The 21,354-nt window shown below is 64.6% G+C and carries 21 protein-coding genes; 8 read left to right on the top strand and 13 right to left on the bottom strand.

The genetic code is table 11. From position 1 onward, the window contains the following. Window positions 1–28: 28 nt before the first annotated feature. The 10 genes from Q9293_RS13550 to pyrR form a co-directional block, all read right to left on the bottom strand. Window positions 29–1,486 (bottom strand): methyl-accepting chemotaxis protein, encoded by a 1,458-nt coding sequence (locus Q9293_RS13550; RefSeq protein WP_306247378.1) that lies wholly within the window; start codon window positions 1,484–1,486, stop codon window positions 29–31. Next, on the bottom strand, window positions 1,461–1,982 hold the full coding sequence (locus tag Q9293_RS13545; RefSeq protein ID WP_306247377.1) for a PAS domain-containing protein: 522 nt from the start codon (window positions 1,980–1,982) through the stop codon (window positions 1,461–1,463). The genes Q9293_RS13550 and Q9293_RS13545 overlap by 26 nt, the downstream gene beginning before the upstream one ends. A 64-nt stretch (window positions 1,983–2,046) precedes the next feature. Beyond that, window positions 2,047–3,801, bottom strand: a complete 1,755-nt coding sequence (locus tag Q9293_RS13540; protein ID WP_306247375.1) for an acyl-CoA dehydrogenase family protein — start codon at window positions 3,799–3,801, stop codon at window positions 2,047–2,049. Between the two features lie 102 nt (window positions 3,802–3,903). Beyond that, window positions 3,904–4,452, bottom strand: a complete 549-nt coding sequence (locus Q9293_RS13535; protein ID WP_306247373.1) for an ATP-binding protein — start codon at window positions 4,450–4,452, stop codon at window positions 3,904–3,906. Between the two features lie 126 nt (window positions 4,453–4,578). After that, entirely contained in the window at window positions 4,579–4,791 is a 213-nt protein-coding gene (locus Q9293_RS13530) for a hypothetical protein (protein ID WP_306247371.1), read from the bottom strand. 163 nt (window positions 4,792–4,954) lie between these two features. Next, complete coding sequence (locus Q9293_RS13525) at window positions 4,955–6,193, bottom strand: hypothetical protein (protein WP_306247369.1); 1,239 nt, start codon at window positions 6,191–6,193, stop codon at window positions 4,955–4,957. A gap of 76 nt (window positions 6,194–6,269) precedes the next feature. Continuing rightward, window positions 6,270–7,799: a 2,3-bisphosphoglycerate-independent phosphoglycerate mutase gene (gpmI, locus tag Q9293_RS13520; RefSeq protein WP_306247367.1), complete on the bottom strand. Its 1,530-nt coding sequence runs from the start codon at window positions 7,797–7,799 to the stop codon at window positions 6,270–6,272. A gap of 7 nt (window positions 7,800–7,806) precedes the next feature. Next, window positions 7,807–8,298: a hypothetical protein gene (locus tag Q9293_RS13515; RefSeq protein ID WP_306247365.1), complete on the bottom strand. Its 492-nt coding sequence runs from the start codon at window positions 8,296–8,298 to the stop codon at window positions 7,807–7,809. Continuing rightward, window positions 8,295–9,254 (bottom strand): aspartate carbamoyltransferase catalytic subunit, encoded by a 960-nt coding sequence (locus Q9293_RS13510; protein WP_306247363.1) that lies wholly within the window; start codon window positions 9,252–9,254, stop codon window positions 8,295–8,297. The genes Q9293_RS13515 and Q9293_RS13510 overlap by 4 nt, the downstream gene beginning before the upstream one ends. Then, window positions 9,254–9,796 carry a bifunctional pyr operon transcriptional regulator/uracil phosphoribosyltransferase PyrR gene (pyrR, locus tag Q9293_RS13505; RefSeq protein ID WP_306247361.1) on the bottom strand — a complete coding sequence of 181 codons (543 nt, stop codon included), beginning with the start codon at window positions 9,794–9,796 and terminating at the stop codon, window positions 9,254–9,256. The genes Q9293_RS13510 and pyrR overlap by 1 nt, the downstream gene beginning before the upstream one ends. A gap of 168 nt (window positions 9,797–9,964) precedes the next feature. Between pyrR and Q9293_RS13500 the strand changes: the two genes are divergently transcribed. From Q9293_RS13500 to asnS, 7 genes are all read left to right on the top strand, one after another. Continuing rightward, the gene (locus Q9293_RS13500; protein WP_306247359.1) at window positions 9,965–10,360 is read left to right on the top strand and encodes a PilZ domain-containing protein; all 396 of its coding nucleotides are present in this window, start codon (window positions 9,965–9,967) and stop codon (window positions 10,358–10,360) included. 32 nt (window positions 10,361–10,392) lie between these two features. Then, a complete protein-coding gene (locus Q9293_RS13495; RefSeq protein ID WP_306247357.1) occupies window positions 10,393–10,749 on the top strand; it encodes a response regulator in 357 nt (118 codons plus the stop codon). 10 nt (window positions 10,750–10,759) lie between these two features. After that, window positions 10,760–11,368, top strand: a complete 609-nt coding sequence (locus Q9293_RS13490) for a hypothetical protein (protein WP_306247356.1) — start codon at window positions 10,760–10,762, stop codon at window positions 11,366–11,368. A gap of 3 nt (window positions 11,369–11,371) precedes the next feature. Beyond that, window positions 11,372–12,895 carry a chemotaxis protein CheW gene (locus Q9293_RS13485; protein ID WP_306247354.1) on the top strand — a complete coding sequence of 508 codons (1,524 nt, stop codon included), beginning with the start codon at window positions 11,372–11,374 and terminating at the stop codon, window positions 12,893–12,895. After that, window positions 12,892–15,009, top strand: a complete 2,118-nt coding sequence (locus tag Q9293_RS13480) for a chemotaxis protein CheA (protein WP_306247352.1) — start codon at window positions 12,892–12,894, stop codon at window positions 15,007–15,009. The genes Q9293_RS13485 and Q9293_RS13480 overlap by 4 nt, the downstream gene beginning before the upstream one ends. Further along, window positions 15,006–15,938: a chemotaxis protein CheW gene (locus Q9293_RS13475; RefSeq protein WP_306247350.1), complete on the top strand. Its 933-nt coding sequence runs from the start codon at window positions 15,006–15,008 to the stop codon at window positions 15,936–15,938. Before Q9293_RS13480 ends, Q9293_RS13475 begins: the two co-directional genes overlap by 4 nt. A 61-nt stretch (window positions 15,939–15,999) precedes the next feature. Continuing rightward, window positions 16,000–17,301: an asparagine--tRNA ligase gene (asnS, locus tag Q9293_RS13470; protein WP_306247348.1), complete on the top strand. Its 1,302-nt coding sequence runs from the start codon at window positions 16,000–16,002 to the stop codon at window positions 17,299–17,301. A 111-nt stretch (window positions 17,302–17,412) separates the two neighbouring features. On the opposite strand, the gene Q9293_RS13465 is transcribed toward asnS, so the two are convergent. The 3 genes from Q9293_RS13465 to Q9293_RS13455 are packed head-to-tail and all read right to left on the bottom strand — an operon-like array spanning window position 17,413 to window position 19,302. After that, a complete protein-coding gene (locus Q9293_RS13465; protein WP_306247346.1) occupies window positions 17,413–17,682 on the bottom strand; it encodes a DUF493 family protein in 270 nt (89 codons plus the stop codon). 56 nt (window positions 17,683–17,738) lie between these two features. Further along, on the bottom strand, window positions 17,739–18,014 hold the full coding sequence (locus tag Q9293_RS13460) for an HU family DNA-binding protein (RefSeq protein ID WP_306247344.1): 276 nt from the start codon (window positions 18,012–18,014) through the stop codon (window positions 17,739–17,741). A 49-nt stretch (window positions 18,015–18,063) separates the two neighbouring features. Then, complete coding sequence (locus Q9293_RS13455) at window positions 18,064–19,302, bottom strand: type IV pilus twitching motility protein PilT (RefSeq protein WP_306247342.1); 1,239 nt, start codon at window positions 19,300–19,302, stop codon at window positions 18,064–18,066. A 144-nt stretch (window positions 19,303–19,446) separates the two neighbouring features. Here Q9293_RS13455 and typA point away from each other — a divergent pair, with 144 nt between their 5' ends. Further along, the gene (gene typA / locus Q9293_RS13450; RefSeq protein ID WP_306247340.1) at window positions 19,447–21,273 is read left to right on the top strand and encodes a translational GTPase TypA; all 1,827 of its coding nucleotides are present in this window, start codon (window positions 19,447–19,449) and stop codon (window positions 21,271–21,273) included. The last annotated feature ends 81 nt before the right edge of the window (window positions 21,274–21,354 follow it).

Here is a 21,354-nt window from a genome sequence, read left to right as displayed (position 1 = left end):
ATCCTTTTTGACGGAAGGTGGGCTGGTATCAGATCATCCGGTGGCGTTCATCGACCATGCGGTCGATGACCTGAACCACCTCTTCACTGGCCCGCTCTGCGGCTTCGAAGTGGTCGAAGATCTGTTCCTGGATGGCCTCATCCCGGTCCCAATGGGTTGTGAGCAGGTTGACGGCCTCTTGCACACTCTGGTGCACGTTGGCGTGGGGTGATTCCAGACGGCTGAAGGAAGGGGTGCGATAGAACATCTCGGCGCCCTGGCCCTCGTAGTACCAGGTGCCCAGGCGGCAGGTCCGGTGGGTGGTCTGGATGGCGCGGGCCTCGGGTGAATTGGCGCCCTGGTGCAGCACGCGGTAGCCATTCTGCTTGTAGAGGAAGTGATCCACCTTGACGAGGGAGGCGAAGCTGAAATCCTGGGCCTTGCTGACCTGAGTGAGGGAGGTCTTGGCGGAGTCGGCGAATTTCAGCACTTGGGACCGGAAGGCCGTGACAGCGCTCCGGCTGCCTTCGGCAATCTCCTTTACCTGCTCTGAATCGCGAATCATGCGGCTGGTGGCCTCGCCGAAGGATTCGATGGTGGCCGCGATGGAGGCTGCCGCGTCCTTGGTGTTCTCAGAAAGGGTGCGTACCTCTTCGGCCACCACGGCGAAGCCCTTGCCGATCTCCCCGGCGTGGGCCGCCTCGATGGCGGCGTTCAGGGCCAGCAGGTTGGTGCGGTCAGCGACATCCGTGATCACCTGGACGATCTGGTTGATCTCCTCGCCCTTCTGGTGGAGCAGGGTGGTCTGGGCGTTGGTCTGGGCGATCATCTCGGCCACGCGGTTGAGGTTGGTCACCAGGCTTTCGATGGTGGCACGGCTGTCTTCAGCCTCCTGCGCGGTCTCCTTGGAGATCTGGCCCACAATGCTCAGCTCCTGCGTCATGTTCATCAGGTATTCCTGGATGGACTTCAGGTTCCCGATGAGGTTGCCGGAGTTGAGGTTCGTGATGCGGGCGATGAGCTTCTCCTTGATGGCCATTTGCTGCACCTTGCCCAGGCTTTCCACGGACACGTTCACCCGGGTCATGGCGTCCTTGAAGGCGCCGTGAAGGCCCTGATCCATGGCGAGCCGGAAGGTCTTGCCCTGGCTGGCGTGGTCGAAGGCGGAGAAGACTTCGCGGAAGTAGGCCTCCTGCTGGTCCAGGACATCATTGAGGGCCCAGGACAACTCCTCCGTGGCGCCGCCTTTCTTGATGCGGGTGATGCGCTGGTCGAGATCGCCCCCAGCGGCGGCCTTCAGGTTCACGGTGAGGTTGGCGATGGCCTTCAGGATGCGATGGACGGTGTAGAGGGTCAGGCCCAGCAGCAGGGTCGCCAGGCCGAAGACCACCCAACCCGCCGTCGGCATCGGTCCCTTGCCGGCGGCCATGACACCGAAGATCAGCACCAGCGCGAAGGTGGTTCCGACCAGGTACTGGACCCTAGAGCCCAAAGACAAATTCTTCATAGCTCATGTCCTTCTGCGCGAGGGTCTGATGGAGGAGCGCGGTGGAGGCCTTCATGCCAGCCTGGCCATCACCCGCCCGGCGCTCTGCATCCAGCATGGCCCGGTAGAGGCCGCTCATGGTCTGGACGGCCTCGGCCCGGGGTTTCCGTCGCACGGAGTAGTAGCCGATGAGGTTGCCGTGGCGGTCGAAGGAGGGCGTAATGTTGGCAAACACCCAGTAAAAACTGCCGTCCTTGGCGAGGTTCTTCACGTAGGCGCAGATCTCGCGTTTGGCCTGGATGGTGTCCCAGAGCAACTTGAAGACGGCGCGGGGCATGTCCGGATGCCGCAGGATGCTGTGGGGGGCCCCCAGCAGCTCCTGTTCGGAGTAGCCCGATACCTCAATGAATATGCGATTCCCGTAGGTGATCAAGCCCTTCAGGTCGGTCTTGGAAACGATGAAATCATCTTCACGCAGAACCTTCTCGTTCTGCGTTGGCTGAGGGCGGATGGTCATGGGCGGGGTCTCCACCCAAAATGTATCGGTCAATCGTGCCCGGCAACATGAGTTCTGAGAGGCGTCACTTTCCTGTGGAAAGCGGGTAGCCGCCCTGTTCCACGAGGGCCTGGGCAATGCGCTGGCGCAGGGTGGACATGGGCACCGGGGCGGGGGCCTGCATGGCCAGAAGCTCGGCCATCAACGCGTCGAGGGCTTCCCCTTCGGCCAGTTCGCCGGCCAGCATCCGGGCCTCGGCTTGCACCCGGTTCCAGGCCTCCTGGGCGTACACCGTGGCCAGATCACGGGCGAGACTGGCCCAGCGGTGGCTGGTCGCGGCCAGTTTCTGGGCCCGGACCACGGCGGATTCCATGGCGTAGATCTCGATCAGCAGGTTGCTGATATGGGCGGAGGCCTCCTGGTTTTCCAGGATTTTCGGCCCGTGGTCGGCCTGGGCGCGGGCGATCACTTTCAGGGCGCGCGCTTTGGCCAGGGCCACCGTGCGGAGCAGCTCATCCTGGGGCAGTTCCTGAGAGCCACCGACGCTTTCAGCCAGGGGCAAGCCGTCGGTGCCACCGCAGCGCTTCAGGAAGGTGCCCGCCACGAGCATGCGGTTGATCTCGTTGGTGCCTTCAAAAATGCGGTTGATGCGGCAATCCCGGTAGATCTTTTCGGCCGGGTACTCGGCGCTGAAACCCGCGCCGCCGAAGGTCTGCACGGCGTCGTCTGCGGTGGCAAACAGGGCCTCGCTGCCCCACACCTTGGACATGGAGGCTTCCACGGCGTACTCGTCGATGGCCTTCATCTTGTCGGCGCCGCCGGTTTCGCTTTCCCAACTGGTCTGGGCCAGGGCTTCGTCCAGGTAGCCGATGGTGCGGAAGCTCATGCTCTCGCCCACAAAAATGCGCATGGCCATGTTGGCGAGCTTCTGCTGGATGAGGCCGAAGGCGGTCAGTGGCTTGCCGAACTGGGTACGCTCCCCGGCATATTTCAGGGTGTAGTCCAGCACGCGCTTGCCCGCGCCCACGGAGCTGGCGCCAAGCTTGAAGCGGCCCACGTTGAGGATGCCGAGCGCGATGCGAGCGCCCTTGCCCTTGCCGCCCAGGAGGCGGTCTTCGGGAATGCGGCAGTTCTCCAGGATGACGGTGCGGGTGGAGCTGCCCTTGATGCCCATCTTCTTCTCTTCAGCGCCGGTGCTGATGCCGGGGTCGGTCTTCTCGACGATGAAGGCGCTGAGGTGGCTGCCGTTGATCTTGGCGAAGATCACGAAGACATCGGCGAAGCCGGCGTTGGTGATCCAGGCCTTGGTGCCGTTCAGCACCCAGTGGCCATCCTGCAGCACGGCAGTGGCCTTGGCGCCCAGGGCGTCGGAGCCGCTGCCCGCTTCGGTCAGGGCGTAGGCCGCGCACCACTCTCCAGTGGCCAGCTTGGGCAGGTACTTCGCCTTCTGCTCAGGGTTGCCGAAGTAGACGATGGGCATGGTGCCGATGCTGGTATGCGCGGTGTAGCTGGTGGAGAAACTGGCCTGCTTGGCCATTTCTTCCAGTACCAGCAGGGCGGTCTTCTTGTCGAGGTCCAGGCCACCATAGGCTTCGGGGATTTCCATGCCCAGGAAGCCGAGGTCACCGACCTTGGCCAGCAGCTCGCGGGTGAGTTCCAGGTCGAGCTTGTCGATGGCTTCGTCGCGGGGGAGCACCTCGCCATTCACGAAATCGCGGGCGGCTTCAGCGATGGCCAGGGCGTCTTCGCTGTTCTCCTCGGCGATGAACTGCGGCAGTGAACCCGCGGGGTGGAACATGAAGCTGCCGCCGCGCACCAGCTGGGTCAGATCCTGAGCCATGAAAGCCTCCATCGATTCCATGATCTACCTGGGGTAGGAGGCTCTCCAGCAGTATTGAGGAGATATGGGTCACAAACGATGGCGGCGGCGTCTATCCGCGGCTCAGAGCAACCGCTTCTGCCCCTTGGGGTGGTGCAGCGCCACCTGCTTCACCCGCTCGATCCACGAGGGACGGACGCCAGGTTCCAGCCGCTCGTGGGGGATGCTGCGCTCGGCGAGCAGCTTGTCCACCAGCTGATCCACCGCCTCGGCGAAGAAGGTGTCGGTGTCCCGCACGCCATCCGCCGCCAATTGGCCGCTGAAGGGCACCTTGAAGAGCAGGTCGTAGCTCTTCATCCAGTGGTGCATGAACCGCTCGATGGGCAGTTGGCGGCCAAAGGCCAGCATCATGTAGGCGTAGTTGTCCAGCACGCTGCGGTCGCAGACGAGGACATCGTGCTGGCTGCCGGAGCGGATCTCTTCCGCCATCTGCGTGAAGAAGATCCAGGTCTGCGCCTCCAGGGACGTCTTCTGATTGATGGGCAGCGGGGAGAGGCGGGCGACTTCCTTGACGATGTCCACATGCACGCCCTCGCGCTTGAGGGCCGCGGCCAGCTCATAGCAAAGGGTGGTCTTTCCGACGCCATGGGTGCCGATGAAAGCGATCTTCATGCCTGGGTGCTCCGCGCGGCCCCGCCTCGCCGCGCGGGAAAAGCCGGGCAGGGCGGGGCGTGGATCGCGTGTCAAAGCGTAGCAGGCGCGAAGGGCGTCAGCCTTCCCGGTGAACGGGGCTGAGCCTCAGAACCGCCAGCGGGCGCCGGCCTGGAACCAGCTGGGGTTCAGGCTGCCGGTGCCCGGGGCGTCTACCCCCAATTCAACGGCCTGGAAGGTGGCCACGGCTGCCAGGTGGTTTGTCACCTTGTATTCCAGGTCCACCCGGAACCCCAGCTTCACGCCTTTCACGGACTGGCTGCCGCCTGGCGGTACAGGAGGGGCTGGCCTCCAACCCACGCGACCACCGCTTCTTCCTCATTCTGGCCAAAGCGGAAAGCCTGAAGGCGGCCCAGGGCGGCGCCGATGCGGCATCTCATCGGGCGTTGGCGCAGAAGGCCAGCCGGGAGGGGCTGTCGATCAAGGCGGATAGCGGCGCCCTGCGGGCGTTCTTGCGTCGGCCTTAGCCCGGATCCGGATCCTGATCACGTTCCACCCGGCGGGCCCGCATCTCCTCACGCAGATCCTTCACACAATCCGGGCAGACGCCGTGACTGAACGTGGCGTCGCTGTGATCAGAGATGTAGGACTCCAGGTCGATCCAGCGGCCCTGGCTGTCCCGTATTTTTTTGCACTGGCCGCAGATGGGCAGCATGCCCTTGAGGTGTTTGACTTCGGCCAGGGCCAGGGTCAGATCCTCGATGAGCTGATCGCGCTCGGCCTGGGAAGCCAGCTGGCGGTTCCAGGCGCTGCGCGCCATTCGGGCAATGACAAAGGAAAGAATGAGGATGCCCAGTACTGCGGTGCCTGAGAGGTAGGCTTCTCGCCGCCAGGCCTGCAGATAATCCTCCTGGGCCAGACCAACCAGGATGAAGAAGGTGGGGTTCGAGAGGCGCCGCAAGGTGTAGGTGCGAGGTTGCCCATCGATCACCGAAGGGACCGTGAAGTGGCTGATGTGGCGGCCGGACTGCACGGCCCTCAGATACTCGCCTTCGACCTTGGCGTCACCGATGTAGCGTTCTGCGTTTGGGAGCTTGGGGAACCGCGCCAGCAATTCGAGGTTGCTGCCTCGCAGTGAAACGGAACCGTGGGGACCCACGTCCAATTCCGAAAGGGAACTCACCAGCCGGTCGATGGTGATGGTGCCGTAGACCACGCCTGCGAACTGGCCGTTCCGCTGGTTCAGCCTGCGGGCGAAGATCACCACCCACATGCCGCTGATGCGGCCCTGAATGGGCCTTGAGATGAAGAGGCCTGTATCGGGGTGGGCCTTGAGGTGCTGGAAGTAGTCCCGGTCGTCCACGGTCAGGGACTGGTGTTCGGGAATCTGAGTCCCTTGCTTAATGAGCCCCGTGGCATCGGCGACGCGCAGGGCATGGAGAATGCGGGCTCGCGAGACCTGAGTCTGCAGGAGAGCCTGGACCTCCTGATCGGGCAGCGTCGGCTGCCGACCTTCCACGTGATCTTTGACAGCGAGTTGGACCAGGTCGATCTGGTTGACCATGCCCAGCATGTTCTGTTCCAGCACCTGGGCCAGGTTGTGGGTGGCGGTCTCGGCGCGGTCAAGGTACTGGCTCCGGCTCCAGATGAGGGTTCCGGCTCCGAGCGCCACGATGAGCAGGTTGAAGATCGCCACACCCCAGGTGAGCCTCCGGGCCATGGCTCGGCCCGGTCTGGGCGCTCCAGGGGAAGGCAAGGGCATTGAGACTCCAGATGAGGGACGCCAGAGAGAGATGCTGGCTCCCTATCGGTTCAGCCGTGGAGAGGTTGAAGTCTTGTCAGTCACAAATAAGGCTTTTGCCGTCCATGACCTCGGGCTGGGGCAGGCCGAACAGCTGCAGCAGGGTGGGCGCCACATCGCTGAGGGCGCCGCCCGTTCGGAGCTGGCGGGCCTCTAATCCTTTCGCCACCAGCACGGCGGGCACGGGATTGAGGGTGTGGGCCGTATGGGGCTGGCCGCCCTCGTCCCGCATGCACTCGCAGTTGCCGTGGTCGGCGGTGATGAACAGCGCGCCGCCCATGGCCAGGGTGGCATCGGCGATGCGTCCTACGGCGGCATCCACGGCCTCGCAGGCGGTGATGGCCGCCGCGAGATCGCCCGTGTGGCCGATCATGTCGGGGTTGGCCAGGTTGCAGACCAGCAGGCGGTAGTCGCCCGTGCGGATGGCGGCTTCCAGCCCCCGGCTCACATCCGCGAGGCTCATCTCGGGCTGCAGGTCGTAGGTGGCCACCTTGGGGGAGGGCACCAGGCGCCGCTCTTCGTGGTCGAAGGGCACTTCCCGGCCACCGTTGAAGAAGTAGGTGACGTGGGCGTATTTCTCCGTCTCGGCCGTACGGAACTGCTTCCAGCCCTGGGCGCTGATGAGCTCGCCAAGGATGAGGTCGAGGCTCTGGGGTGGGTAGGCCACGGAGAGGTAGGGCTCGAGCTCCGCATCGTAGGCGGTGAACGTCACGAGGTTCACCTTGGGACGTTTTTTCGGAGTGAAGCCAATGAAGGCCGGATGCACCAGGGCGTGGCAGAGCTGCCGGGCGCGGTCCGCGCGGAAGTTGAAGAACAGCACACCGTCGCCATCGGTGAAGGGCTGGAACCCGGGCAGTTTGGTGGGGGCCACGAACTCGTCGGTTTCGCCTCGATCATAGGCGGAGGCAATGGCGGCCAGCGCATCCGGCGCCGACTGGGGCGCGTCCCCATCCACATAGAGCTTCCAGGCCTGTTCGGTGCGCTCCCAGCGCTTGTCCCGGTCCATGGCCGTGTAGCGGCCGCAGACGGAGCCGAGGGTGATGAGGGGGCAGGCCCGCAGCTGGAAGCAGAGCCATTGGAGGAAGCCGTCGGCGCTCTTCTGGCCGGTGTCGCGGCCATCGGTAATGGCGTGGATGGTGGTGGCCACGCCCTCGGCCTGGGCCCACTGGGCCAGGGCCACCAGGTGGTTCTGGTGGCTGTGCACGCCGCCGTCGCTCACCAGTCCCAGCAGGTGCAGGCGCTTCCCGGTGGCCTTGAGGTCGGCCATGAGCTTGGCCATCGCGGGGTTCTCGCGGAAGGTGCCCTTGCGGATGGCGGCATCGATGCGGGTGAGCTCCTGCCACACCACGCGGCCTGCGCCCAGGTTCATATGGCCCACTTCGGAATTGCCGAACTGGCCGTCGGGAAGGCCCACGGCCTCGCCGCTGGTGAGCAGTTGGGTGGTGGCGAAGGTGCGGCGCAGCTCATTGAACCGGGGCATCTTCGCCACGAAGGTGGCGTCGAAGGGATTGCGCGGCCCATCGCCGAAGCCATCGAGGATGAGGAGGGTGACGGGGCCTTGGATCATGGGTGCTTCATCCCTTTCTATCGTTGCGCTGTTTGGCCTTCAGGCCCTTGGGGAGATCTTCGACCACGAAGCCGATGCGGTGTTCGGGGTGGGCGCCCTCTTCGGCTTCGCCCTGGAGTGCCTGGATGACCAGCTCCAGCTTCTGTTCCAGGGCTGCGAGCCGGGCGGAGAGCTCGGCCTGGGAGGTGAGCACGTGCCGCGCCTCGGCGAAAGCGGGCAGAAGGCCCAGCAGGACGGGCTCCTTCTCCGGCAGCAGGCCCGTGAGCAGGGCGGCACCAGCCTCCGTGAAGGCCAGCACGGGGGCATCGGGAATCTTCTGGCGTTCTTCGGCTGTGAGGGGGAAGACCAGGGATTCGTGGAAGCGCTCGGGATGGGAACGCACCAGGGCCGCCAGGGCTGTGGGCTCCAGGCCCAGCTGATCGGCCAGGGCCTTGTCCGGAAGGGCGGCGGTGTCTCTGAGCCAGAGCAGACGGGACAGGACTTCGACGGGTGCGCTCACGGCACCTGCTCGCCATGGGGGTTGGACAGCAGGTAGAGGACGGCCATGCGCACGGGCACCCCGTTGGTCACCTGGTCGAGGATGAGGTTGTTGGGGCCATCGACCACATCACTGGTGATCTCCAGGCCGCGGTTGATGGGGCCGGGATGCAGCACCACCACGTCCTTCTTCGCCTGCTTCATGCGCGCGGGGTTCAACTGGAAGAAGCGGCTGTATTCGCCCTGTCCGGGAATGAAAGCCCCGGTGCCGCGCTCGAACTGGGCGCGCAGCATCATGATGGCGTCCTGCTGGGGGATGACGGCGTCGAAGTCGTGGCTGATCTCGATGCTGGTCCAGGTGGCCTTCATCTCCTGGGGCACCAGGGTGGGTGGGCCGACCAGGGTGACCTTGGCGCCCATCTTGGTGAGCAGCCAGAGGTTGGAGCGCACCACGCGGCTGTTGCGGATATCGCCCACGATGGCGACCCGGAGGCCGTCCAGCTTTCCGAAGTGCTTGCGGAGGGTGTAGGCGTCCAGCAGGGCCTGGGTGGGGTGCTCGTGGGCGCCGTCGCCGGCGTTGACGATGCTGGCCTTCATGTGCCGGGCCAGCAAAGCGTGAGCCCCCGGGGCGCTGTGGCGCATGACGATGAGGTCGGGGTGCATGGCCTCCAGGTTCATGGCCGTGTCGACGAGGGTCTCGCCTTTGCTGAGGCTGCTGGTGTCCGCATCGAAGTTGATGATTTCCGCGGAGAGCCGCTTCTCGGCAATCTCGAAGCTGTTGCGGGTGCGGGTGCTGTTCTCGAAGAAGAGGTTCACCACGAGCTTCTTGCGCAGGGCCGGCACGATCTTGATGCTGGGGCGCTCGCAGACTTCTTCAAAGGCCAGGGCCTGGTCCAGCAGGGCGGTGATGTCCCGGGGGCTGAGGGGCTCGATGCCCAACAGGTGCTTATGCGGGAAGATGTAGCGCTCGGAAGTCATCAGCAGGCCTCCACGGTGACGCCGTCCGCGCCGTCGATTTCTTTCACGCGCACTGCGACGCGGTGCCCTGGGGGGATTTCCACCCGGACGCCGACCAGATCCGCCTGGATGGGGAGTTCCCGGCCGCTGCGGTCCGCCATGACCAGAAGCATGACCCGCCGGGGCCGTCCGTGGTCCAGCAGGGCATCCAGGGCGGCCCGGACCGTCCGGCCTGTATAAAGCACATCGTCGACCAGGACAACCGTGCGCCCGGTCAGGGTGAAGGGAATTTCCGTGGGGCGGACGATGGGGCTGCCCACCATCTCCGTGAGGTCATCCCGATAAAGGGTGATGTCCAGGGCGCCGACTGGCACCGGGGCGCCGGTGCTGGCCCGGAGCAGGGTGGCCAGGCGCTCGGCCAGGGGCAGGCCCCGGGAGCGGATGCCCAGCAGAACCAATTCTTCCTCGGGTTTTACCCGGGCCAGCAGATCGGAGGCCAGGCGCTGGAGGGTGGTCTCCATCTGGCCGGGGTCCATGGGGCAGGGGCCTTGGGCAGTGGGCATGGATCCTCCGGGGGGCGCTCCCAACGGGCGCGCTCAGCGTGTTTCCAGTCTAGCCCACCCAGGCCCGTGCCCGGGGTCACTCGGGAACGTTCGGGGCCCAATCGGGGCAGCTTTTGCAGGATTCAAGTCGGAAAGCCACCCCTCCGATGCCCCATTGTGAGGAAGCCCATGAGTCAGGAACGGCGAAAATACCAACGGATCCCCCTGGAGGCGACTCTGGGGTTCCAGGAATTGAGTTTCCACAAGGGGGATGCCCCCTCCACGAGCAGTTACAAGGATGTGTCCGCTGGCGGGCTGCTGATCGATTCGCCCCGGGCCTACCCCCTGGGGACCCTGCTCAAGCTGGAGCTGCGCGTGCCCGGCTGGGGCCGCTACCAGAACCACTTCGGCCCAGTGCAGGATGCGGATGTCCGCCCCCTGGTGGCCCTGGGCATGGTTGTCCGGGTCGAGCAGCTCGATGCCGGGGGCTACGAGTTGGGTATCAAGTTCCAAAACGTCTACCCTGATGATCTCGAAGCCCTCGTGAAGTTCCTGGAGGCGCACGCGCCTTCGTCCTCTCTCTGATTACGTTCCACCATCCTTTCCAGGAGGCCCCCGTGAAGATCCTCATCGTGGACGATTCCTCGACGATGCGGCGCATCATCATCAACACCCTGTCGCGCATCGGCTATACCGATGTGGTCGAGGGTGAAAACGGCAAGAACGGGCTGGAAAAGCTCGGCCAGGGCGGGGTGGAAATGATCATCACCGACTGGAACATGCCTGAGATGGATGGCCTTGAGTTCGTCAAGACGGTGCGCGGCCAGAACGCGGGCATCCCCATCCTCATGGTGACCACCAATGCCGCCAAGGAGGACATCGTCGAGGCCCTCCAGGCCGGCGTGAACAACTACGTGGTGAAGCCGTTCACCCCGGAGACCCTCAAGGAAAAGATCGAATCCCTCCTCGGGTAGGGAGTGCGCCATGGACCAGTCTGAAATCGACGCCCTCCTCGCCGGAGGCGGAAAACCTGCCAAGAAGGCCAAGGCGGCCCCCAAGGCGCCGGAAGCGGATCACGCTCCCGCTCCGCCCCCACCGCCTGCGCCATCGGCCCATGCCGAGCCGCACAAGGATGGCAGCGGGCACGTGATCTCCGAGCTGGATACGGTCACCTCTGTGACCGAGCGCGAGTCCAACAAGGTGATGGATCAGCTGGACCAGATCAGCCGTCTGGTGTCGCGCCAGCAGCAGCTCATCACGGACATGATGCGCCACGAGGGCGCCCAGTCCCAGGGCGTGCAGAAGGCCATCCACGAGGTGATGAGCGCCAGCAAGGAGATCCAGGACAAGGTCTTCGAGGCCATGGACCTCATGCAGTTCCAGGACATCACCCGGCAGAAGCTGGAGCGCATCGTCCATCACCTGCGCCAGATCCATGACTACATCGTGGACCTGCTGGGCACGGGCCTGAAGAGCGACACGGAGCGCCCCTCCATCAGCCACACCATCGCCCAGACGGGAACCACGCCCGACGAGAACAAGGCCCACGCCGACGCGGTAATCGAGGCCTTCAAAACCCAGAAGAAGGGGTAAGCCATGGCCGCCGAGTCCACCCAGGCCCACCTCGCCACGGAGCTGGTGCCCTCGGGCCAGCTGGTGACCTTCACCCTGGATGGGGTGGAATTCGGCCTGGACATCGACCGTGTGCAGGAGATCACCCACCGCAGCGATGTCACCCCGGTGCCCGGCAGCCCCAGCTTCATTCTGGGGGTCATCAACCTCCGCGGGCTCATCATCCCGGTCATCGACAGCCGGAACCGCTTCCACCTGGCCCCTCAGGAACCCACCTCGAAAACCCGCATCATCGTGCTGCGCCTCGGCAGTGGCGCCACGGGGCTGCAAGTGGATTCCGTGGCCGAAGTGGTGCGGCTGGAGGATCACACCGTCCGCGAAACGCCGCCCCTGGTGGCGGGCATCCGGGCCGAGTACCTGGCGGGCATGGTCACCGTGGGCACCCGGCTGATCACCCTGATCCACCTGGAGAAGCTGCTGGATAGCAGCGAGCTGACGCGCCGCTCCGAGTTTGAAGATCTCGGCATGGCCGACACCTTCGCCGGTTCCGGCGAGGAGGGCGGGGAAGAGATCGAGGAAGATGGCCGTCCCTTTGTGACCTTCCGGCTGGGCTCCGAATCCTTCGGCATCGCCCTCCACGAGGTTGAAGAGATCGTCGAGCTGCCGCCGGTGACCAAGGTTCCGGATGCGCCTGACTACGTGCTGGGCGTCATCTGTCTGCGGGATCAGGTCATGCCCCTGGTGGACCTGTCGGAGATCCTCTCCATCGAACAGGGCGCCAGTGAGCGCAAGCGGGACATGGTGGTCCTGCTCTCCTTCGGCTCCGCCCGCATCGGCGTGGTGGTGGACGAGATCCAGGAGATTCTCCGCGTTCAGGACGGCCAGACCCTGCCGCCGCCCCAGACCCTTTCGGAGGCCGAGCGCGAGCATCTGGAGGGCATTCTCCTGCTGCCGGGCCGCATGGTGAGTCTCATCAACGTCCTCAAGATCATCACCGGCGACGACCAGGAGAAGATCGCGGCCATGGGCCAGGGCCTGGGCCTCAATGACACCCGTGTCCAGGAAACCGTGCCCAGCCTCGAGCTGGTGGTCTTCCGGCTCGGGCCCGAGAGCTACGGCCTGCGCCTGCACGAAGTCCGCGAAATCATCATGGTGGGCCAGATCACGCCGGTGCCGCGCGCGCCTCAGTTCGTGGATGGCGTGCTGAACCTGCGCGGCGAAGTCATGCCCGTGGTGGATCTCCGCACCCGTTTCGGGCTGGATCGCGTGGAAGCCACGACCATTTCCCGCATTCTCATCACCAGCATTGGCGGGGTCTACACCGGGCTGGTGGTGGATGCCGTGGACGAAGTGCGGCCGGTGGATCTGCACCGCTTCGGGCCGCCACCAGCCGTGACGGCCGTGGGCGCCAACCGCTACATCGAGAAGGTGGCCCGCCTGGACAACGGCATGATCTTCCTTCTGGAACTTCAGCAGCTTTTGACCGACGCGGAGACCGAGCAACTCCAGGGCCTCCAGGGGCGCCGCAACAGGACGGGTGAGCCATGAGCGATTTCGCCCTCGACGATCCCAGCTTCTACGAGGATTTCCTCGTCGAAGCCCAGGAGCATTTCGAGCAGATCGAGACCAACTTCCTGGCCTTGGAAGAGTCGCCAGGGGATCTCGACCTGCTCAACGCCATCTTCCGCAGTGTGCACACCATCAAGGGGGCCGCAGGATTTCTGGGCCTGCAGAAGGTGCTCTCCCTCGCCCACATCGGCGAGAACGTGCTGGATGACCTGCGCAAATCCCGCATGGAACTCACCGAGCGGGTGATGGAGCTGCTCTTCGAGACCGTGGACATGCTCAAAGTCCTGGTCGACGATGTGCGCGTCCAGGTGCGCAAGCAGGGCGAGGCCGAAGACCCGGATCCCAGCGAGCTGATCCGCAACCTGGAGGCCCTGAAGAAGGGGGGCGAGGCCAGCGTCGAGACCAGTGGCGCCGCCGTGACGGGCCACCTGAATCTGCCCCCGGCCCTGGGCCGCGTGAATGAAGCCGGGCGGCAAGCGGCAGCGGCCGCCCTGGCCGAAGGCAAGACCGTGCTGGGCATCCATGTGGAGCTTGCGGGCGCCATTTATGGCACAGCCTTCAATCCCTTTTCCATGTTCCAGATGGTGGAGCTGGTGGGCAAGCTGCTCCACAAGCAAATGATTCCCCGGGAACCCCAGGTGGACTTGGAGAGCTTCGAGGACCGGGCCTTCCACCTCGATCTGGTCATGCTCATCGAGGCGACGGAACCCATCGAAGAAGTGCGCAAGGTCTTCGGCGCGGTGGCCAATGCGACCATCACCTTCCATCCCCTGACCCTGGAGGCCGCCTCCGAATCGGCGGCCGCCGGAGAGGGCGCCGGGGACGGTCTGCCCGTCGCCGAGGACCGCCGCAAGAGCGGACGCCGCGGCGAGGATAAGGGTGCCTCCGACACCATCCGTGTGAGCCAGGCCAAGCTCGAGCAGTTCATGAACATCGTGGCCGAGCTCATCATCAGCAAGACCATGATCAGCCATCTTGTCGAGCGGCTGATGCCCCAGGTCAATGGTCATCCTGCTGCGGCGGTGGCCAAGGAGCTGGCCCATGCCTCCGTCTACCTCGATCATGTGAGCAAGGAGATCCAGGCTTCGGTGCTGGGCATCCGCATGGTGCCCGTGAAGACCATCTTCTCCAAGTTCCCCCGCATGCTTCGCGATCTGGCCAAGAACAGCGGGAAGAAGATCGACCTGCAGATGGTGGGCGAGGACACGGAAATCGATAAGAGCATCATCGAGGAGCTGGGCGACCCGATGATCCACCTCATCCGCAACAGCGCCGACCACGGCATCGAGCTGCCGGAAGCCCGCGTGAAATCTGGGAAGTCCGAGGTGGGCACGGTGATCCTGCGGGCCCGTCACGAAGGCGACAGCGTGGTGGTGGAGATCGAGGACGACGGCAAGGGCATCGATCCCACTGTCATCCGCGCCAAGGCGGTGGAAAAGGGCCTCATGAGCCAGGACCGCGCCGATGCCATGCCCGACGACGAAGTCATCGAATTGATTTTCGCCCCAGGCTTCAGCACCGCCGCCAAGGTCACGGATATTTCAGGCCGGGGCGTGGGCATGGACGTGGTGCGCTCCAATGTTCGCAAACTCAATGGACGTGTGGGCGTTCGCTCTACGGTGGGCAAGGGTTCGGTGTTCACCATCAAGCTGCCCCTCACCCTGGCCATCATCGATGCCTTGCTGGTGAAGAGCGGCAACCAGGTCTTTGCCCTGCCAGGGACCTCGGTGGAGGAAACCCTCATCGTGCCGCCCGAAAGCGTGTCCCACCTCACCAGCCGGCAGGCCATCAACCTGCGGGGCGAAGTACTGGGCGTATGCCGTCTCAAGCACCTGCTGAAATCCGCCTCGCCGGATAACGCAGCCGATGAAATCGATGGCCTGTCTGTGGTGGTGGTTTCCGCCGCAGGCCGCCGCATGGGCATCATCGTGGACAGCTTCGTGCGCCGCCAGGAAGTGGTCATCAAGCCCCTGGCGCCCTACCTCGCCAGCCTGCCTGGCATCAGCGGCGCCTCCATCATGGGCGACGGCGGTGTGGTGCTGATTCTCGATCCCGCCGAACTGCTGCAGCTGGCTGTCCAGGAGGCTGTGTGAGCCTTGGCGCCGCGTCCTCGGCCCCGGCCCAGGTCCAGGGCCGGGATTCGTCCGTCCACCACCGGTTCATGACCTTCTTCCTCAATGACCGGACCTACGGTTTGCCTCTGCATCACGTGGCGGAGATCACCCCCTTTCGGGATCTGAACAAGCTGCCCCACATGCCTCGCGCGGTGGAGGGCATCCTCGACCTGCGCGGGCGCGTGGTGCCCGTGGTGAACCTGCGGCTGCGCATGTCCATGCCGCCCCTGGAGGAGGGCCGAATCGGCACCATCCTGGTGCTCGATCTGGCGGGCACTGCCACGGGCCTGCTGGTGGATGCCGTGGACGCGGTGGTGAACATCCCCGAATCGGATATGGTCCCCGCCAGTCCCCTGCTGGCTGGCCTCGATGGGGCCTGGGTGGAAGGCTTTATCGTCCAGGGCGAGAAGGTGGTGACCCTGCTGGATGCGGCGCTGGTGGCCAACCACGGCATCGGGCGGGCCCACGGCAAGGAGATCCTCAAGGACATCGGTCTGGAAGAGCGCCTGGACGACGGGCTGCGTCGGCTCATCGAGATGGCGCCTCCCAAAGAGCAGGGCGAGCACCGGGTTCTCCCGCAGATCGAATCCTCCATTTCCTACACCGAGCAGGAGATGGGCAAGGTGATGGAACGGGTGGAAGGCATGCTGGCCAGCACGGACAAATTCTTCCAGGGGCTGGGCTACCTCAAGCAGGAGGCTGGCCTGGGCCGGCTCAAGGGTCACGAGCGCGACATCGCCGAGCTGGACCGCATCAACCAGGAGATGCAGGACACCGTCTTTGCCCTCATCCAGCAGATGCAGTTCCAGGACATCGCCCGCCAGAAATTGGAGCGGGTCATGGCCCACCTGAAGGGCATGCAGGTGGCCATCTCCGGGAAGTTCCGGGCCACCAAGCAGGCCGAATAGCGTCCACTCTGGAGCCAGCGCCATTCCCCGGGCACAATAGGGGTTTGGCCCTGGAGTCCCCGTGAGCAGCCTGCCCTTCACCGAAGTCCGATTCCTCGCCGACCAGGTCGGCGAGACCGTCCGGCTGCGGGGTTGGGTCCGCAATGCCCGCACCAGCAAGACACGCTTCATCGAGCTGCGCGATGGCTCGGGCTTCGTGCAGTGCGTGGTGGGCGCGGCCGAGGCCGACCCCGAAAGCTACGAGCTGGCGGGGAAGCTCACCCAGGAGGCCGCCGTCGCGGTCACAGGCGTGGTGCAGCAGCACCCCAAGACTGGCCAGCCGGAGTTGCTGGTGAAGGCGTTGGAACTCATCGGCGGCAGCACGGACTTCCCCATCACCCCCAAGGAGCACGGCACCGAGTTCCTCATGGAGAACCGCCACCTCTGGCTGCGCAGCCGCCGCCAGTGGGCCATCCTCCGCATCCGCCACACCCTGGTGAAGGGCATCCGCGACTTCTTCGACAGCGACGGCTTCACGCTGCTGGATGCCCCCATCCTCACGCCCAGCGCCTGCGAAGGCACCAGCACCCTGTTCGGCACCGAGTACTTCCATGAGGGCATGGCCTTCCTCAGCCAGTCCGGCCAGCTCTACCAGGAGCCGGGCATCGCTGCTTTTGGCAAGACCTACTGTTTCGGCCCCACCTTCCGCGCCGAGAAGAGCAAGACGCGCCGCCACCTCACGGAATTCTGGATGGTGGAGCCCGAGGTGGCCTTCGCCCACCTGGATGACGTGATGGTGCTGGGCGAGCGCATGACCAAGTTCCTCATCCAGTGCGTGCTGGAAGGCCGCCAGGAGGAGCTGAAGATCCTCGAACGCGATCAGGCCCCGCTGGAGATCGCCCTCAACAACAGCTTTGACCGGATGACCTACACCGAGGCCGTGGACAAGCTGAAGACGCTGGGCAGCGACATCAACTGGGGTGAGGATTTCGGCAACGATGACGAGACCATCCTCATGAACGCCACGGACCGGCCCCTGTGGGTGCACCGCTTCCCGAAGGCGTTCAAGGCCTTCTACATGGAGCCCGATCCCATCGACCCGCGGCTGGCCCTGGGCGCCGACCTGCTGGCCCCCGAGGGCTACGGCGAGGTCATCGGCGGCGGCGAGCGCGCCTCCAGCCTGCAGTACCTGCTGGAGCAGATTGTCCACCACGAGCTGAACCGCGCCGACTATGAGTGGTACCTGGATGTCCGCAAGTACGGCAGCGTGCCCCACGCGGGCTTCGGCATGGGCCTGGAGCGGGCCGTGGCCTGGATCTGCAAGCTGCCGCACGTGCGCGAGACCATTCCGTATCCCCGCATGATGGGGACGCTACGGCCGTAGGGCTCGATCAGGGCATCGGAGAAGAAGATTCACCACCAAGACACTAAGAACTGCAAAAGGACTTTTCTTGGTCCTTGGTGTCTTGGTGGTGAGCTTTTCCTTCCGGAACGCTCAGAGCTGCATCACCACGCCAGGTAGCTTCTGAATGGCTTCTCGCAGTGGGGTTTCCACGCTCTCATCGGGCAAGGTGACCCAGAAGGTATAGCTGATGAAGGCGCCCTTGCAGTTGGCCTGGTGCCGCTCGTCGCCTTCGGCTTGGGGCCCGAGGTGGGCGAGGATCAGCTCCATGACCATGTCGGGGCGCAGTTCTTCCTGGCGCCCGATGATCTTCATGGGGATGCGGGTGGGGTAGGTGATCTCGGGACGGCGGGGCTCTTCCATTCCGCCATCTTCCCAGTCTTTCTTCCAAGGCTCAACGCGAGGGTTGAAAGCCGCGGCTACTCCACTTCGATCTCGCGCAGATCTTTGCCCGGCTTGAAGCGGATGCTCTTGCCCTTGGGGATCTGAACACTGGCGCCGGTCTTGATGTTCCGGCCCATGCCCCGCTTGCGGGGGCGGGGCTCAAAGACGCCGAAGCCGCGGATCTCGATGCGGTGGCCGTTGAGCAGGGCGTCCTTCAATCGCTCTGTGAGGAGATCCACCACCTGGAGGGCGGTGGCGCGGGAGCAGGGATGCACCTTCATCAACGAATTGGCGATGTCGATCTTGATCATCTGCAACCTCGGGCCATGGAGTGGGAGAGCCAGAATAGGGGAAGGCCGCCTAGCGTGCCAGGGTGATTTTCACATCCGGGACTGGGGGCATGGCCATGGGGGCGCCAGGGGCCTTGGGCAGCACCGGCGGAGCGGGCGGGGCGCCGGATTCCCGGCCGCCGCCCTGGGCGATGGACATGCCCCGTTCCATGTTGGCCTTGGCCATGTCGGCAGTGGCCATGACGCCTTCCAGCCGGAGCTTGAATTCGCCCACATTCGTGGCCCGGAGCAGGGCCTCCTCTTCGGTGATGAGGCCCTGGCGAAGGAGGAAGTACAGGCTCTGGTCGAAGGTCTGCATGCCGTACTGGGCGGTGCCGGCGGCGATGACATCCTTCAGCATCTTGGTCTTGTCCTTGTCCTCGATGCAGGTGCGGACCGTTTCGGTGGTGACCATGACCTCCACGGCGGGCACGCGGCCCTGGCCGTCCGCCCGGGGCACCAGGCGCTGGGAGATGATGCCCTTGAGCACCGCGGCCATCTGGAGCCGGATCTGCTTCTGGTGGTGGGGCGGGAAGACCGAGATGACGCGGTTGATGGTTTCCGTGGCGTCCAGGGTGTGGAGGGTGCTGAAGACGAGGTGGCCCGTCTCGGCGGCATGGAGGGCCGTTTCGATGGTCTCCAGGTCGCGCATTTCACCCACGAGGATGACGTCGGGATCCTGGCGCAGGGCGGCGCGCAGGGCAGAGGAGAAGGTCTTACAGTCGGCTTCCACCTCGCGTTGGTTCACGATGCTGAGGTTGTCCCGGTGCAGGTACTCGATGGGATCCTCGATGGTGAGGATATGCTCGGTGCGGGTGGCGTTGATGAGATCGATCATGGCCGCCAGGGTGGTGGATTTGCCCGAACCCGTGGTGCCGGTGACCAGCACCAGCCCGCGCTGCTCCTGGCAGATGGTCTTGAGCACCTTGGGCAGCATGAGGTCGTCAATGGTGTAGATTTTCCGGGGGATGACGCGGAGCACCAGGCCCACCGTGCCGCGCTGGTTGAAGATGTTGCAGCGGAAACGGCCCAGACTGGGGACGGAGTAGGCGATGTCGAGGTCGAGGCTGTCTTTGAATTTGGCCTTTTGCTTGTCGCTGGCCATGATGGCGTAGGCCATGGCGATGGTGTCTTCCTGCACCAGCCGCTTGAACTGGGTCATGGGCGTGAGCTTGCCCCGGATGCGGGCGATGGGGTGGTTGCCGACCTTCAGGTGGAGGTCGCTGGCGCCCTGCTCGCAGACCACGGTGAGCAGTTCGTTGATATGCATGGAGTTCTCCCGAGGGGGGTCCGCTTATCTTAGACCCCTGCGGGAACAATGGAAGGGGTTGCGAATCCCGCTCGGAAAATGGGCCCGGCTCTGGTAAAATCGAGGGTTCTGCCCGGCCTTTGCCTGGCCACACCTGGGAATCTGATGACCCCCCTCGAAAAGATCCGCAACCTTGCCATCATCGCCCACGTCGACCACGGCAAGACCACGCTCGTCGACGCTCTGTTCAAGGGCGCGCACATGTTCCGCGACAACCAGCGGGTGCAGGAGCGCGCCATGGACAGCAACGACCAGGAGCGGGAGCGCGGCATCACCATCCTGGCCAAGACGACCTCCCTGCACTGGGGCGGCTACCGCTTCAACATTGTGGACACCCCCGGCCACGCCGATTTCGGCGGCGAGGTGGAGCGCGTGCTGAGCATGGTCGACTCCGTGCTGCTGGTGGTGGATGCCTTCGACGGCCCCATGCCCCAGACCAAGTTCGTCACCCGCAAGGCCCTGGCGCTCGGTTTGAGGCCGATTGTCGTCATCAACAAGGTGGATCGTCCCGGGGCCCGCCCCGTCTGGGCCCAGGATCAGGTTTTCGACCTCCTCATCGAGCTGGGTGCCACCGAGGAGCAGCTGGATTTCCCCTGCGTCTTCGCCAGCGCCAAGATGGGCTACGCCATGCTGGACATGAACGATGCCAGTGAAAACCTCGACCCCCTCTTCGACAGCATCGTGAAGAACTGCCCTCATCCCACGGGCAGCCCCGATGCCCCCCTTCAGATGCTGGTCACGCTCATGGACTGGAGCGACTTCGTGGGCCAGATCGGCATCGGCCGCATCGTGAACGGCCGGGTGAAGGTGGGCGACAGTGTCGCGCTGGTGAAACGCGACGGCACCATTCAACCCCAGAAGATCACCCAGCTCTACGGCTTTGAGGGGCTGAGCCGGGTGAACCTGCAGGAGGCCAGCGCCGGGGAGATCATCGCCATCGCCGGCATCTCCGACATCCGCGTGGGCGAGACCATCGCCGATGCGGCCGATCCCCGCGCCCTGGAATACGTCGACATCGACGAGCCCACCATCTCCATGATGTTCATGGTGAACAACGGGCCCTTCGCCGGGCAGGACGGCAAGCACGTCCAGAGCCGCCGCATCCGCGAGCGCCTGACCAAGGAACTGCAGCACAACGTGGCTTTGCGCGTGGAGGATACGGATACCCCCGATTCCTTCAAGGTGAGCGGCCGTGGCGAACTGCACCTGTCCGTGCTCATCGAGACCATGCGCCGCGAGGGCTTCGAGCTCTGCGTGAGCCGGCCCGAGGTGATCCTCCACATCGACCCCGTGACCGGCGAGAAGATGGAGCCCTATGAGGATGTCACCATCGACATCCCCGAGGCGTTCATGGGCGTCACCATGGAGCACATGGGCAACCGCAAGGCCGAGATGCAGGACATGGGCAACGAGGGCGGCCGCCTGCGTCTGCACTTCAAGATCCCCAGTCGCGGCCTCATCGGCTTCCGCAGCGAGTTCATGACCGACACCCGCGGCGAGGGCATCCTCCACAGCCTCTTCAGCCATTACGGCCCGCACAAGGGCGACCTGCCGGGCCGCAAGAACGGCGTGCTCATCAGCATGGAGCAGTGCGAGTCCGTGGGCTTCGCGCTCATGAACCTGGAAGAGCGGGGCATCATTTTCATCCACCCCCAGACCAAGTGCTATGAAGGCATGATCGTGGGCGAGCACGCCCGTGAGAATGATCTGGTGGTGAACGTGGCCAAGGGCAAGAAGCTGTCCAACATGCGCGCCAGCGGCAGCGACGAGGCCACGCGTCTCACCCCGCCCCGGGAGCACACCCTGGAGCAGGCCCTCGAATACATCGAAGCCGATGAACTGGTGGAAGTGACCCCCAACTTCATCCGCATGCGCAAGCGTGTGCTGGATACCAACGAGCGTAAGAAGTCAGAAAAGCGGTCGGAAGGTTGAGCCGAGTTCTCGGTATGGGCTTCCGCGCCTGGTTGAGTCCGGCGTCTTCGCATCCGCAGGATGCGAAGAAGAAGTCAGAAA

This window comes from Geothrix sp. PMB-07 (assembly GCF_030758935.1).
Taxonomy (GTDB): domain Bacteria; phylum Acidobacteriota; class Holophagae; order Holophagales; family Holophagaceae; genus Geothrix.
Note: the sequence above shows the minus strand (reverse complement) of the source record. Positions and strands in the feature narration are given on the sequence as shown.

Excerpts from the sequence above, each read along its gene's own strand:
- Q9293_RS13550 (WP_306247378.1), bottom strand. The coding sequence starts at position 1,486 with ATGAAGAATTTGTCTTTGGGCTCTAGGGTCCAGTACCTGGTCGGAACC.
- Q9293_RS13545 (WP_306247377.1), bottom strand. The coding sequence starts at position 1,982 with ATGACCATCCGCCCTCAGCCAACGCAGAACGAGAAGGTTCTGCGTGAA.
- Q9293_RS13540 (WP_306247375.1), bottom strand. The coding sequence starts at position 3,801 with ATGGCTCAGGATCTGACCCAGCTGGTGCGCGGCGGCAGCTTCATGTTC.
- Q9293_RS13535 (WP_306247373.1), bottom strand. The coding sequence starts at position 4,452 with ATGAAGATCGCTTTCATCGGCACCCATGGCGTCGGAAAGACCACCCTT.
- Q9293_RS13525 (WP_306247369.1), bottom strand. The coding sequence starts at position 6,193 with ATGCCCTTGCCTTCCCCTGGAGCGCCCAGACCGGGCCGAGCCATGGCC.
- gpmI (WP_306247367.1), bottom strand. The coding sequence starts at position 7,799 with ATGATCCAAGGCCCCGTCACCCTCCTCATCCTCGATGGCTTCGGCGAT.
- Q9293_RS13510 (WP_306247363.1), bottom strand. The coding sequence starts at position 9,254 with ATGACTTCCGAGCGCTACATCTTCCCGCATAAGCACCTGTTGGGCATC.
- pyrR (WP_306247361.1), bottom strand. The coding sequence starts at position 9,796 with ATGCCCACTGCCCAAGGCCCCTGCCCCATGGACCCCGGCCAGATGGAG.
- Q9293_RS13500 (WP_306247359.1), top strand. The coding sequence starts at position 9,965 with ATGAGTCAGGAACGGCGAAAATACCAACGGATCCCCCTGGAGGCGACT.
- Q9293_RS13490 (WP_306247356.1), top strand. The coding sequence starts at position 10,760 with ATGGACCAGTCTGAAATCGACGCCCTCCTCGCCGGAGGCGGAAAACCT.
- Q9293_RS13485 (WP_306247354.1), top strand. The coding sequence starts at position 11,372 with ATGGCCGCCGAGTCCACCCAGGCCCACCTCGCCACGGAGCTGGTGCCC.
- Q9293_RS13480 (WP_306247352.1), top strand. The coding sequence starts at position 12,892 with ATGAGCGATTTCGCCCTCGACGATCCCAGCTTCTACGAGGATTTCCTC.
- Q9293_RS13465 (WP_306247346.1), bottom strand. The coding sequence starts at position 17,682 with ATGGAAGAGCCCCGCCGTCCCGAGATCACCTACCCCACCCGCATCCCC.
- Q9293_RS13460 (WP_306247344.1), bottom strand. The coding sequence starts at position 18,014 with ATGATCAAGATCGACATCGCCAATTCGTTGATGAAGGTGCATCCCTGC.
- Q9293_RS13455 (WP_306247342.1), bottom strand. The coding sequence starts at position 19,302 with ATGCATATCAACGAACTGCTCACCGTGGTCTGCGAGCAGGGCGCCAGC.
- typA (WP_306247340.1), top strand. The coding sequence starts at position 19,447 with ATGACCCCCCTCGAAAAGATCCGCAACCTTGCCATCATCGCCCACGTC.